This window comes from Cellulosimicrobium sp. 4261 (assembly GCF_040546915.1).
Classification (GTDB): Bacteria; Actinomycetota; Actinomycetes; order Actinomycetales; family Cellulomonadaceae; genus Cellulosimicrobium; species Cellulosimicrobium cinnabarinum.
In genome coordinates this window covers 1-11,904 of record NZ_JBEPOQ010000018.1, presented here as the reverse complement: position 1 = coordinate 11,904, position 11,904 = coordinate 1, and the positions used below count along the sequence as shown (strand labels likewise).

Annotated in this window: 16 protein-coding genes; 4 read left to right on the top strand and 12 right to left on the bottom strand. The window is 76.6% G+C overall.

Annotation, left to right across the window (positions count from 1 at the left end; genetic code table 11):
* Positions 1-4: 4 nt before the first annotated feature.
* From dtd to ABIE39_RS16890, 8 genes are all read right to left on the bottom strand, one after another.
* Complete coding sequence (dtd, locus tag ABIE39_RS16925; protein WP_043660312.1) at positions 5-445, bottom strand: D-aminoacyl-tRNA deacylase; 441 nt, start codon at positions 443-445, stop codon at positions 5-7.
* Positions 442-1,536 carry an asparaginase gene (locus tag ABIE39_RS16920; protein ID WP_354052707.1) on the bottom strand — a complete coding sequence of 365 codons (1,095 nt, stop codon included), beginning with the start codon at positions 1,534-1,536 and terminating at the stop codon, positions 442-444. Before ABIE39_RS16920 ends, dtd begins: the two co-directional genes overlap by 4 nt.
* Entirely contained in the window at positions 1,533-1,871 is a 339-nt protein-coding gene (locus ABIE39_RS16915) for a DUF2516 family protein (protein WP_286185721.1), read from the bottom strand. The genes ABIE39_RS16920 and ABIE39_RS16915 overlap by 4 nt, the downstream gene beginning before the upstream one ends.
* Positions 1,872-1,881: 10 nt before the next feature.
* Positions 1,882-2,319 carry a type II toxin-antitoxin system VapC family toxin gene (locus tag ABIE39_RS16910; protein WP_061267981.1) on the bottom strand — a complete coding sequence of 146 codons (438 nt, stop codon included), beginning with the start codon at positions 2,317-2,319 and terminating at the stop codon, positions 1,882-1,884.
* 10 nt (positions 2,320-2,329) lie between these two features.
* A complete protein-coding gene (locus tag ABIE39_RS16905; protein ID WP_175010013.1) occupies positions 2,330-2,662 on the bottom strand; it encodes a type II toxin-antitoxin system prevent-host-death family antitoxin in 333 nt (110 codons plus the stop codon).
* Positions 2,663-2,788: 126 nt separating this feature from the next.
* Positions 2,789-3,937 (bottom strand): FUSC family protein, encoded by a 1,149-nt coding sequence (locus ABIE39_RS16900; RefSeq protein ID WP_354052704.1) that lies wholly within the window; start codon positions 3,935-3,937, stop codon positions 2,789-2,791.
* Complete coding sequence (gene ygfZ / locus ABIE39_RS16895; protein WP_255437388.1) at positions 3,934-5,076, bottom strand: CAF17-like 4Fe-4S cluster assembly/insertion protein YgfZ; 1,143 nt, start codon at positions 5,074-5,076, stop codon at positions 3,934-3,936. Before ygfZ ends, ABIE39_RS16900 begins: the two co-directional genes overlap by 4 nt.
* Before the next feature lie 67 nt (positions 5,077-5,143).
* A complete protein-coding gene (locus ABIE39_RS16890; protein ID WP_175010015.1) occupies positions 5,144-5,740 on the bottom strand; it encodes a heme-binding beta-barrel domain-containing protein in 597 nt (198 codons plus the stop codon).
* 254 nt (positions 5,741-5,994) lie between these two features.
* Here ABIE39_RS16890 and ABIE39_RS16885 point away from each other — a divergent pair, with 254 nt between their 5' ends.
* The gene (locus ABIE39_RS16885; RefSeq protein ID WP_255437389.1) at positions 5,995-6,390 is read left to right on the top strand and encodes a DsrE family protein; all 396 of its coding nucleotides are present in this window, start codon (positions 5,995-5,997) and stop codon (positions 6,388-6,390) included.
* Positions 6,391-6,408: 18 nt separating this feature from the next.
* Here ABIE39_RS16885 and ABIE39_RS16880 read toward each other — a convergent pair whose 3' ends face one another.
* From ABIE39_RS16880 to ABIE39_RS16870, 3 genes are read right to left on the bottom strand one after another with little or no spacing between them, the layout of a single operon-like run.
* On the bottom strand, positions 6,409-6,888 hold the full coding sequence (locus ABIE39_RS16880; protein WP_255437390.1) for a DUF4395 domain-containing protein: 480 nt from the start codon (positions 6,886-6,888) through the stop codon (positions 6,409-6,411).
* Positions 6,889-6,924: 36 nt separating this feature from the next.
* Complete coding sequence (locus tag ABIE39_RS16875; RefSeq protein ID WP_186810509.1) at positions 6,925-7,407, bottom strand: thioredoxin domain-containing protein; 483 nt, start codon at positions 7,405-7,407, stop codon at positions 6,925-6,927.
* Complete coding sequence (locus ABIE39_RS16870; RefSeq protein ID WP_043654716.1) at positions 7,404-8,138, bottom strand: hypothetical protein; 735 nt, start codon at positions 8,136-8,138, stop codon at positions 7,404-7,406. The genes ABIE39_RS16875 and ABIE39_RS16870 overlap by 4 nt, the downstream gene beginning before the upstream one ends.
* Before the next feature lie 355 nt (positions 8,139-8,493).
* Between ABIE39_RS16870 and ABIE39_RS16865 the strand changes: the two genes are divergently transcribed.
* Both ABIE39_RS16865 and ABIE39_RS16860 read left to right on the top strand, forming a co-directional pair.
* Positions 8,494-9,276, top strand: a complete 783-nt coding sequence (locus ABIE39_RS16865; RefSeq protein WP_255437391.1) for a winged helix-turn-helix transcriptional regulator — start codon at positions 8,494-8,496, stop codon at positions 9,274-9,276.
* On the top strand, positions 9,273-10,217 hold the full coding sequence (locus tag ABIE39_RS16860; protein WP_257418509.1) for an alpha/beta fold hydrolase: 945 nt from the start codon (positions 9,273-9,275) through the stop codon (positions 10,215-10,217). Before ABIE39_RS16865 ends, ABIE39_RS16860 begins: the two co-directional genes overlap by 4 nt.
* Before the next feature lie 33 nt (positions 10,218-10,250).
* Here the strand turns inward: ABIE39_RS16860 and nth are convergent, their stop codons facing one another.
* Positions 10,251-10,976: an endonuclease III gene (gene nth, locus ABIE39_RS16855; RefSeq protein ID WP_354052699.1), complete on the bottom strand. Its 726-nt coding sequence runs from the start codon at positions 10,974-10,976 to the stop codon at positions 10,251-10,253.
* A 97-nt stretch (positions 10,977-11,073) separates the two neighbouring features.
* Here nth and ABIE39_RS16850 point away from each other — a divergent pair, with 97 nt between their 5' ends.
* Complete coding sequence (locus tag ABIE39_RS16850) at positions 11,074-11,751, top strand: Crp/Fnr family transcriptional regulator (RefSeq protein WP_021481784.1); 678 nt, start codon at positions 11,074-11,076, stop codon at positions 11,749-11,751.
* Positions 11,752-11,904: the final 153 nt, after the last annotated feature.

The following is an 11,904-nucleotide window of genomic DNA, read 5'->3' as shown; positions in this document are numbered from 1 at the left end:
CGCGTCAGGCCTCGAGGATCAGCGTGACCGGGCCGTCGTTGACGAGGTCGACCGCCATGTGCGCGCCGAACCGTCCGGTCGCGACCTCGACCCCGCGGGCGCGCAGCGCGTCGACGACCGCGTCGACGAGCGGCTCGGCGACGGGACCGGGCGCCGCGCCGTTCCACGACGGGCGTCGGCCCTTGCGCGTGTCCGCGTAGAGCGTGAACTGGCTGACGACGAGCACGGGCGCGCCGTCGTCGAGCACGGACCGCTCCCCCGCGAGGATCCGCAGCTCGGCGATCTTGCGCGCGATCGTCTCCACCTGCGCGTCGCCGTCGTCGTGCGTGACGCCGACGAGCGCGAGGAGGCCCGGTCGGTCGATCGCGCCGACGACCTCCGCCGTCCCGTCGTCGGCCACGACGCGCACGCTCGCGCGCGTCACGCGCTGGACGACGGCCCTCACGGCCGACCCCCGTCGGCGTGCCGCGCGGTGTCGGCCGAGGGGCCGTGCGGCCGGTCCTGCAGGGCGTCCGCCGCGGCCTCGTCGAGCACCGCGCGGACCGTGCCCACCGGCTGCCCCGCACCGAGGACCGGCACGTCGCCGAGCGCGTCGAGCGCCGGCCCGTCCGCCCCCGCGACGTCGAGCGCGCCGAGACGACGCAGCGCGGCGGCGAGCACCGCCGGCCGGGGTCGGGACGCGCCGTCGAGCACCTTGAGGGCGAGCGCACGGCCGTCGGGCAGCGCGGCCCCGTACACCCCGTCGGCCCCGTCCTTGGCGACCAGGCCGGGCACGGCGCGCATCGCGAGCGTCGCGTCGCGGCCCGTGCCACCCACCATCTCGGGGAACGCCGCCATGGCGTGCGCGACCTCGGCCTCGGGAGAACCCGGGTCGTGCTGCGGGGCCGCGGCGAGCCGCCCGAAGGCGCGCGCGAGCCCGCGCACGGTCGTCGAGAAGAGCGGCGCCCCGCAGCCGTCGACCGTGACGTGCTCGACCGCGACGCCCGTCGCCTCCGCGACGGCCTCCCGGACCGCGACCTGCAGCGGGTGGTCGTGCTCCAGGTACGTGCGCGGGTCCCAGCCCGCCACGACGCACGTCGCGAGCATCGCCGCGTGCTTGCCGGAGCAGTTCTGGGTGATCGACGCCGGGCCGTTCCCCGCCTCCTGCCACGCGAGCGCGGCGGGCGGGTGCAGCGGGAGGTCGGGGGTGTTGCGCAGCGCGGACTCGTCGAGCCCGGCGCCCGCGAGGATCTCGCGCACCCCGGCGAGGTGCTCGGGCTCGCCGTCGTGGCTCGCGGCGGCGAGGGCCAGGAGGCGCGGCGGAAGGCGCAGCCCGTGCCGCAGCATCGCGACGGCCTGGAACGGCTTGACGCTCGAGCGCGGCCAGATCACCGTGCCGGCGTCGCCGCGCTCGAGGAGCGTGCCGCCGTCGGCGTCCAGCAGCACGAGGTGGCCCGTGTGGACGGACTCGACGAGGTCACCGCGCACGACCTCGGCCAGCGGGACGGCGGCGCGCGCGACCCCGGTGCGGACGCCGTCGGTCACCGCGGCGCTCACCAGCCGCCCGGCCGGCCGGACGACCCGTTGCCGCGCCCGTTCCCGTACGGCTGGAGGCGCGGGCGCACGTCGACGAGGTACACGATCGCCGCGACGACCGCGATGATCCCGATGAAGCCGAGGTTGATCCCGCCGCCGAGGGGGATCGAGAGGAATCCGAGCGCCGCGGCGACGCCGAGGATCGCGAGCCAGATCGGCTTGCTCAGCTTGCCCTCCGCCGTGAACGCGCTCGCAGGCCGCCGGAGGGCGTCCACGAGCGCGAAGAGCTGCGTCCCGAACACGACCAGCGACAGGAGGAGGTAGACGATCCACTGCAGCGACCCGAAGATTCCCACGGGCACGAGCCTACGGTCTGACGAGCGGCCACGGCACCACGCGCAGCCCGGCGGCACGCGCCGCCGTGACGACGTGGGGGTCCCAGGCGGCCACGACCGTGTCGTCGTGCGCGACGGCGAGCGCGCTCGCCACGTGCACCGCGTCGTTGCTGCGCATCGACCCCGCGGAGACGAGGCGCGACGCGCGGTCGGCGACCGCGCCGGACACCTCGACCACGTGCAGCGCGGGCCGGAGGGTGTCCCAGGTGCCGAGCGCGCGGGCGTGCGCCGAGCCGTCGATCACCCCGCCGCGGGCCCCCGCGGCGAGCGCGGCGCGGACCTCGACGTCGGCGAGGCGGCTCGTGACGACGACGTCGGCACGGTTCCACAGGCGGCTCGCCAGCGCGGAGCCGGCCTCGGGGACGCACAGCTTCACGAGCGCGCTCGCGTCGAAGTAGACGAGGGCCACCGCGGGACCCTCAGCGCCGGATCCGGCGCACGAGCGCCGCGACCCCGCCGCCGCGGGCGGCCCGGGCGCCGTCGGTGGGACGCGACCCGTCCGGCCCGGCAGGGCGCGGCCCGTCCGTCGCCGCGACGAGCGCCGGCGCGGGCACCGTGTGCACGGGACGCTCCCCCGCCGGGGGCACCAGGACGCCGTCGCGCACGAGCTCCGTGACGAGGTCGGCCGTCGCGACGCCGGTCAGCCGGGCGACGGGCACGCCGCGCTCGGTGATGACGACCTCCTCACCGTCCCTGGCCCGCTCGATCCACGACTTGAGCTCGGCGCGCAGCGCGCTGACAGGGACCTCCATGCCCCGACCGTACCGGCCCGCGGTGCCGCTGTGCAGGGGCCGGTCGTCCCCTGGTGCATACCCGGTGCGCCCAGGCGGCGCGCACCGCGAGCGCAGGCGCCGCCCGCACCCGCCACGCGCCGGCGCTCAGAGGTCGGGGAGCGCGTCGCGCGCCTGCTCGGGCGTCGCGCCCGCCGCTTCCAGGGCGTCGACGATCGGCGACCGCACGAGCATCACGAGCGACTGCACCTGCCAGTCGCCGTCGCCGAGCACGTGGGGGTCGGCGCTCCGGGCCACCTCGAGGAGGACCTCGCGCGCGACCGCCGGGTCGCGGCCCGCGCCGACCGCCTCGGCGAGCACGTGCACCCCCGCGCCGAACCGGCCGACGAGGTCCGCCACGGCGTCGAGCTCGTGGTCGTCCGGGCTGCTCGCGACCGGCCGCGCACGCCGCGCCAGGACGCGCACGCTGCGCATCGCGCGGTCGACGAGGACCGCCTGCCGCTCGAGCCCGCCCAGCTCGTCGCGGTGCCGCAGGCCCGCCGCGCTCACGCGCGCGAGCTCGCGCGCGGACGACGCGGACGACTGCCACTCCTCCAGCGCACCCTCGGACGCGCGGCCCTGGACCAGCGCGGCGTCGAGGTCCGCGGGGTCGCGCGCCCGCAGGCCGCGGGCGATCACGTCGAGCACGCCCGCGAGCTCCGTCGTCGCCTCGGACCCGAGCAGACGGGGTCGTCGCCGGGGGTCGCCCGGCGTGAGGGCAGCAACGGCGAGCGCGACGGCGCCGCCGACGAGCGCGTCCGTCCACCGCCCGAGCGGGCCGCCCGCCTGCGCGGCCGGGAGCCCGACGATGACGATCGCCTGCACGCCCGCCTGCGTCGTGAGCATCGCGCCCCGGTCGATGAAGCGCGCGGCGAGCGCCGAGACCGCGAGCACGACCGCGACCTGCCACCAGCCGGACCCGATCGCGTGGACCACGAGGTCCCCGAGGCCGACGCCGATCGCGACGCCCACGGCGAGCTCGAGGACGCGGCGGAGCTGCCGGTCCTGGCTGAAGCCGAGGCAGATCCACGCCGAGACGGGCGCGAAGAACGGTGCCGTGTGCCCGAGCCCGTACCGCGCGATGCCGAACGCGAGACCCGCGGCCGCCGACGCCTGGAGGATGGGCCACAGCGCCACGCGCACGCGCGACGCGCCCTGCCGGATCCGGGCCCGCAGGAGGAGCCGGCGCCACGCGGTCCGGGCGACGTCGACCGCCCCCGGACCCGAGGACTGCCCTCGCGCCGGCCCCGACGTCACAGCATGCTCGTGGGTGCGCCCTCGCCGCGCGGCGTGACGCCGCGCCCGACGGGGCCGCGCGCGGCCGGACGGTCGACGGAGACGCCCTCGCCGGGCACCACGACCTCTTGCGCCGCGGAGATCGCGCCTCCGTCGCAGTCGACGAGGAGCTCGGCGTCGACCGGCGCGCTCCGCTTGAGGACCGCGAGCGCGATCGGCCCGAGCTCGTGGTGGCGCGCGACCGACGTCACGGTGCCGACGGAGCGGCCGTCGAGCGTGACGTCGGCCCCCGGTGCGGGCAGCAGGTGCCCCGAGCCGTCGAGGTGCAGCATGACGACGCGGCGCGGCGGGCGCCCGAGGTTGTGCACGCGCGCGATGGTCTCCTGCCCCCGGTAGCAGCCCTTGTGCAGGTGGACCGCGGTGCGCAGCCAGTCGGTCTCGTGCGGGATCGACCGGTGGTCGACCTCCGTCGCGAGCCGCGGGCGCCAGGCCTCGACGCGGGCGGCCTCGCTCGCCCACGTGCCCACGAGGCGCCACCCGGCGGCCTCGCGCGCCGCGACGGAGTCGGCCAGCTCCGCGCGCGGGACGAGCACGAGCCGCCACGGGCGCTCCCGCCCCGGGTGCTCGTCCTCGGGCGGCCCGTACCGCGTGCCGCCCGCGAGGACGTGCGGCCACGGGTCGCGCCAGGTCACGGGCTCGTCCTCGGTGCCCTCGGCGTCGACCGGCTCGCCGAGCGCGGCCCACTCGTCCGTGGCGTCCGCGATCTCGACGCGGAGCATGAACTTCATGCGGTCCAGCCACGCAGCGAGGTCGGCGGCGTGCGAGCGCTCCGTGACGAGCCACGTCGTCGTGCCGTCGTCGACGACGGACGCGGCGTGCTCGACGTGGCCCTGCGGCGAGAGCACGAGCAGCTCGGTCGAGGTGCGCGGTGCGAGGTCCGTGAGGTCCTGGGACGTGATGGAGTGCAGCCAGCTCAGCCGGTCCGGGCCCGTGACCGTCACGACGCCCAGGTGCGACTGGTCGACGACGGCGCCGCCCGTGCGCAGCGCGCGCTGCTCCCCGGTGGGGTCGCCGTAGTGCCAGGCGACGCCCTCGTCGGGGCCCGTCGCGGGCACGGCGCCGTGGCGGGACAGGAGCGGGCTGGTGTAACCGGTGGTCACGGGTGGTCCTCCTTCGTCGACGCGTCCGGTCCTGGCAGGCCTACGGGGCTGCCCGGTGGCCTGCGCGTCAGGCCGACGGGCGCCGGGTCAGCTTCGCGGACGCGTACGACTGCAACGGCTGACCGAAGGCCGCCAATTCCCACACCCACAGGAGCTGGCCCTCGACGAACCCGTAGAGCCGCTTCGAGGCCGTCACCTCGGACGCGGTGGACGTGCGCGCGATGAGGTCGCTCGCCAGGTCCACGCGGCCGTTGCCGACGGCGCCCAGGTACACCGAGACGCGGCCCGCCGGGTCGGCGATCAGGACCTCGAGGGGGTGGCGGTCGTCCTCCAGGCCCTCGGGCCGGTCGGTCGACACGCGCCAGTAGCCGGTCTCCGTCGACCAGACGGGCGACGCGGCGGCCGCGGCGTCGAGGGTCGCCTCGTCACGCTCGGGCCACTCGCCCTCCGCGGGCACGGTCTCGGGGATCGCGGCGTCGAGGACGCGCAGCGTCGACTCGTACCGCAGGTAGGGGCCGCCGTCGTGGTCGAACACGACGTCGTGGACGAACGGCGTCTCCTCGATGCCCGGGTACTTCACGACGCCCTCGCCGCGCCAGCTCCCGACGAGCCAGGCGAGCGGGTACACCTCGGGAGCGAGGCCTTCGGGGAACTCGAACGGCATCAGCGACCACCTCTCGGAGTCGGGCGACGCGCGGCGCCCGCGCGGGGACGGGCCCCGTGCGGTGACGTCAGCGCTGGCCCTTGAAGAGCTTGTAGACGACGTACCCGGCGAACCACGTGATGGTGACCGTCGCCGCGAGGAGCAGGCCGAGGAAGATCAGCTCGAGAGTGTGCGGGCTCATGCGGGCGATCCTACCGGCCGGACGGCACCGGCACGCCGTGGCCGTGGTCACCCGCGGGGCTACGCTCGGCCGCGTGACCGACTCCTCGCTCCCTGCCGCCGCCCCCCGCTCCCGCTCGCTCGTCGTCAAGACGACCTCCGGGCTCGACCGGCCCGAGGCCGCGAACCAGGCCTTCACCGTCGCCGCCGCCGCCGTCGCGGCCGGCGTCGAGGTGAGCGTCTGGCTCACGGGCGAGGCGGCGTGGTTCGGGGTGCCGGGCCGCGCGGCCGAGCTCGAGCTCGAGCACGCGGCGCCGCTGCCCGACCTGCTCGACGCGGTCCTCGCCACGGGCACGGTGACCGTCTGCACCCAGTGCGCGGCGCGCCGCGGGATCACGGCCGACGACGTCCTGCCCGGCGTGCGCATCGCGGGGGCGGCGGTGTTCGTCGAGGAGGCGCTGCGCGAGGGTGCCCAGGCGCTCGTCTACTGACCGACCCGCGCACGGCCGTCAGCGGGCGGGCGCGACCCGGCGCAGCAGCAGGTACAGCTCGCACCCGAGGCACAGGCCGAACGCGGCGTTGAGGACGGCGGCCACGAGCGCGAGCGCCGCCGCGGCCGGCACGGCGCCCGCGACGCCGAGCAGCCCGAGCACGACCCCGGCGCCGGTGATCACCAGGCCCACCGCCTGCGCGAACCGCGGCGGCCTCGGGTCCTCGCGCTCCGTCGTCGGGCCGATGCGCGGGAGCAGGACCAGCCGGTAGACGGCCGCCTGCCAGGTACCCTGCGCGCCGCGGACGGTACCGAGCAGGAAGCTCGCCGCGACGACCGCGAGCAGCACGAGCGCCGCGGGCGACGTCCAGAGCAGGATGACCACGGCGAGCAGGACGGCCGTCATGCCCGCCCCCGCGCGCGGACCGCGCGGGTCGATGCCGACGGGCGTGCCGTCCGGCTCGGTGACGGTGGCCTCCGGGCCTGCCTGGTCGCTCACTCGGGTCTCCTCCGGTCGGGCCGTCGGAGACGGCGGTCAGCTGCCTGGCGCGCTCGCGGGCTGCGCGCCCGGGCCCGCGACGGCGAGCGCCGCGAGCGCCTGGGCGCGGTTCATGCCACCGCTCGCGCGGGCGACCTCCCGGCCCTCCGCGTCGAGCACGAGGACGGTCGGCGTGCGCAGTATGCCGAATGTTCGCACCAGGTCGAGGTGGTCGTCGACGTCCATCTCACGATGCGTCACGTCCGGGTGCGCGGCGCTCACGTCGCGCAGGACCCGGGCGGTGGCCCGGCACGGCGCGCAGAGCTCGGCGGAGAACTGGACGAACGTGCGGCGCTCCGCGAGCGCGACGCCGTGCGTCGCCCAGTCGACGGCCGCGGGCCCGGCGGCGGACGACGCGGCGCCCGCTCCCTCGCGCGCGGCCCGCACCACACCCTGGCGGCGCTGCCACCGCACGCCGAGCACCGCCGTCCCGACGAGGGTCACGACGAGCAGCACGACGGCGAGCGGCGACGGCGTCACCCGACGATCACCCGGCCGACGACGAAGATCAGGGTCCCGCCGACGGCGACGGGCAGGGCCGTCGCCGAGAACGCGCCCAGCCGGCCGCGCAGCTCGGGGAGCTGGTCGAAGAGCGCGTGCAGCGACGCGACGAGCAGGCCCGCGACGACCCCCGCCCAGACGCCGCCCAGCAGCTCGAGGTCGGGCATGACATAGCCGACGGCACCGCCCGCGAGGACCGCGAGGCCGAGCGTGAGCGCGGCGTTGAGCCACCCGCCGAGCGGCAGCGCGGACACCGCGGACGCCACGGCGAGCGCGACGGCCGTCGTCACGACGAGGGACTCGCCGGCGTCGGTCCGGCCCGCGGCGATCCAGCCCGCGCTCGACGTCGCCACGACGATCCCGCTCACCGTGCCGATGAGCGACTCGACGAGGCGCGGACGGCCGTCGCGCCGCAGGAGCTCGGCGACGAACGCGAGGACGACGGAGAGCGCGAGCACGACGGGCAGGTGGCGCAGCGCGGGCTCGCCGTGCGTCGCGGCGGTCGCGGCCACGGCGCCGAGCCCGGCGATCGCGATGACGACCCGGGTCCCGCCGTGGACGGGGATGTCGAGCAGCCGCGGCCAGCCGATCGCGACGCCCAGAGCCAGGGCGCCCGACGCGATCGTGAGCGGCAGCGGGCCGAAGAACGCGGCGACGGCGACGACCGCCGCCAGGCATGCCGTCACGACGGCACGGGTCGAGAGGTCCACGCGGTCAGCGCCCCGTTCGGGGGTCGCGGGAGGGCGTCGGGTCGTGCAGCACGCCTCAGAGTGTCGCAGAGACTCGCCGCGCGCCGCTCACCGGCCCCCGCTCCGCGATCGAGCGGCGGTCGCGCGGGCGGGCTGCCGCGTCGCCGTCGGGCAGCGCTGTCACCGGCGAGGGAGAGGACGCGCGCGATGTGAGACACGCACCGTGCGCGCGGCCGGCACGCGATACGGTAACCGTCCACGGACCGAGGACGTGGCCGACGACGTGGCGTGCCCCGTAGAGGTCCGTCCGCCCGGTCGCCACGCGTCGACGCCCGGGGGCGCCGCCCGCGCCCCGCGACCCGGAAGGAGGTGCCGGATGGCCGACCTGCTCATCCTCACCCCCGCGACAGGCGGTTCCGTCGAGGTGCTGCCCGCGCTCGGCCTGCTCTCGCACCGCATCCGGGTCCTGCCCATGGAGCCGTCGGCGCTCGTCGACGCGCCGGACTCCGACGTCCTGCTGCTGGACGCGCGCCGCGACCTCGTCGCCGCCCGCACCACGTGCCGGCTCCTGCACGCCACGGGCCTGACGGTCCCGCTCGTGCTCGTGCTCACCGAGGGCGGGCTCACCGTGGTGACCGCCGAGTGGGGTGCGGACGACCTCCTGCTGGAGGGCGCCGGCCCGGCCGAGGTCGAGGCCCGGCTCCGGCTCGTCATCGAGCGCTCCGCGCGCGGACCGGCCGAGGACGGCCCGCAGGAGATCGCGGCGGGCGAGCTCGCGATCGACGCCAGCGGCTACACCGCGCGGCTCCGCGGCCGCCCGATCGACCTCACGTACAAGGAGTTCGAGCTCCTCAAGTACCTCGTCCAGCACCCGGGCCGCGTGTTCACGCGCGCGCAGCTCCTCCAGGAGGTCTGGGGCTACGACTACTACGGGGGCACGCGCACCGTCGACGTCCACGTGCGGCGCCTGCGCGCGAAGCTCGGGCCGGAGCACGAGCAGCTCATCGGCACGGTGCGCAACGTCGGCTACCGGTTCGACCCGCCGAAGGACCGCCGCCCGGCGGCGGCCGCGGAGCCGGGCGGGACCGATGCCACCGGGGCGGACGCCGCGTCGTCCGCGGACAGCGGGTCCGGTACCCCGGTAGGTTCGTCCGGGTGACGCCCGACCCCTCCGACTTCACGTCCGCCCTCCTCGACGGCCCCTGGCGCCACGAGTTCGTGCCGGCCAACGGGGCCCGCTTCCACGTCGCGCTCGCCGGTCCCGAGGACCGCGGCGTGCGGGACCCCGGCCCGCCCCTCGTCGTGCTCCTCCACTCCTTCCCCCAGTTCTGGTGGGCGTGGCGGCACCAGCTCGAGCCGCTGGCCGCCGCCGGCTACCGCGTCGCCGCCATGGACGTGCGCGGCGTCGGTGCGTCCGACAAGCCGCCGATCGGCTACGACGCCCCGACGCGCACGCGCGACATCGCGGGCGTGATCCGCTCGCTGGGGTCGGGCCGCGCGGTCGTCGTGGGCCACGGCACCGGCGGCAGCCTCGCCTGGGCGATGGCCGCGCTCCAGCCCGCCGTGACGGCCGGGGTCGCCGCGTTCTCCGCGCCGCACCCCGCCCGCCTGCACACGTCGGCCCGGCGGCTGCTCACGCCCGCCGCGCGGCGCCAGCTCGCGTTCTACCAGGTGCCGACCCTGCCCGAGCGGGCGCTCGTCCGCGGCGACCTCGTCGCCGACGTGCTCGCGACGGGCGCCGCACAACCCTTCGCACCCGACGTCGTCGACACGTACCGCACCGTCATGCGCATCCCCTTCGCGGCGCACACGGCGATGGAGTCGCTGCGCTGGGCCGTGCGCTCCACCCCCCGGCCCGACGGGCGCCGCTTCCTCGCCGCGCTCCGCCACCCCGTGGAGGTCCCCGCCCTCCAGGTGCACGCGGCGCAGGACGGCCTGCTGCGCCGCGACCTCGCGGACGCCGACGGCGCGGCGCTCGCCCGGGACTTCCGCTTCGAGGTCGTGGACGACGCCGGGCACTTCCTCCCCGAGGAGGCGCCGGACACCGTGACGGAGCTGCTCCTGGACTGGCTCCCCACGACGCAGCGGCCCGCGGGCTGACCGAGCGGTCGCCGGGCGGTCGGCGGGAGACCGTCAGCTCGTCTTGACGAGCGCGGCCGCCTTGACCGGGTCGACCTCGCCGACGCCGAACGACGGGCACCACCGTGCGATCGTGCACGCGCCGCACGCGGGCCAGCGCGCGAAGCAGACGCGCCGGCCGTGGAAGATCAGCCGGTGGGAGAGCATGGTCCACTCCGACTTCTCGATCAGACCGCCGACGACCTGCTCGACCTTGACCGGGTCCTCCTCCGTGGTCCACCCCAGGCGGCGCACGAGGCGGCCGAAGTGCGTGTCCACGGTCAGCCCCGGCACGCCGAACGCGTTTCCGAGCACGACGTTCGCCGTCTTGCGGCCCACGCCCGGCAGGGAGACGAGGTCCTCCAGGCGGGCGGGCACCTCACCGTCGAACCGCTCGACGAGTGCCTGGCCGATCCCGATGACCGACTGGGCCTTGGCGCGGAAGAAGCCCGTGGGCCGCAGGATCTCCTCGAGCTCGGCCCGGTCCGCCGACGCGTACGCCGCGGCGTCCGGGTACCGCGCGAAGAGCGCAGGCGTCGTGAGGTTCACGCGCTTGTCCGTCGTCTGGGCCGAGAGGACCGTCGCGACCAGCAGCTCGAGCGGCGTGGTGAAGTCGAGCTCGCAGTGCGCGTCCGGGTAGGTGATCGCGAGCTCACGGTTCGTGCGGCGCGCGCGCCGCACGAGCGCGAGGTGCGACTCGGGCTTCGGAGCCTGCGCGCGGGCCTGCTCGGTGGTGGTCACGAACCCACCGTAGCCGCCGCCCCCGACACCCGAGTTGCAGCGGTAGGGCAGACTTGTCCTGGAACATTTCCGAGGACGAGACGATAGGACACCCCGCGTGGACGACGACGTTGTGCTCTCCGCCCCCCTGTTCGCGACGATGGACGCGGACGAGACGCGCACCCTCTTCGAGTCGATGCAGCAAATCGAGCTCTCGCGCGGGGACGTGCTCTTCCGCGAGGGCGAGCCGGGCGACCGCCTCTACGTGATCGCGAGCGGCAAGATCAAGCTGGGGCGCCGCTCCAACGACGGCCGCGAGAACCTCCTGTCGATCCTCGGCCCCGGCGAGATGTTCGGCGAGCTCTCGCTCTTCGACCCGGGCCCCCGCACCGCCACCGCGAGCTCCGTCGCCGACTCCGTCATCTACGAGCTCGGCCACGACCAGCTCGTCGAGTGGATCGAGAAGCACCCGAGCGTCGCGAAGCACCTGCTCAACGCCCTCGCGCGCCGCCTGCGCCGCACGAACGAGACGCTGGCCGACCTCGTGTTCTCCGACGTGCCGGGCCGCGTCGCCAAGGCGCTCCTCGACCTGTCGACCCGGTTCGGCGAGGAGACGGACGAGGGCATCCGCGTCGCGCACGACCTCACGCAGGAGGAGCTGGCGCAGCTCGTCGGCGCGTCGCGCGAGACCGTGAACAAGGCGCTCGCCGACTTCGCGACGCGCGGCTGGGTCCGCCGCGAGGGCCGGGCCGTCGTCCTGCTCGACATGGACCGCCTGGAGCGCCGCGCGCGCTGACCGGCTGCACCGCCGAGACGTCGACGAGAACGGGGTCGGGGGCCGGGGCCGCCCCCCGGGGGGGGGCGCCCCCCCCGGGGGGGGGGGGGGGGGGGGGGGTGCGCCACCGCCACCGCCCGCTGCCCCCCCACCGGGGGGGGGGGCGGGCGGTCC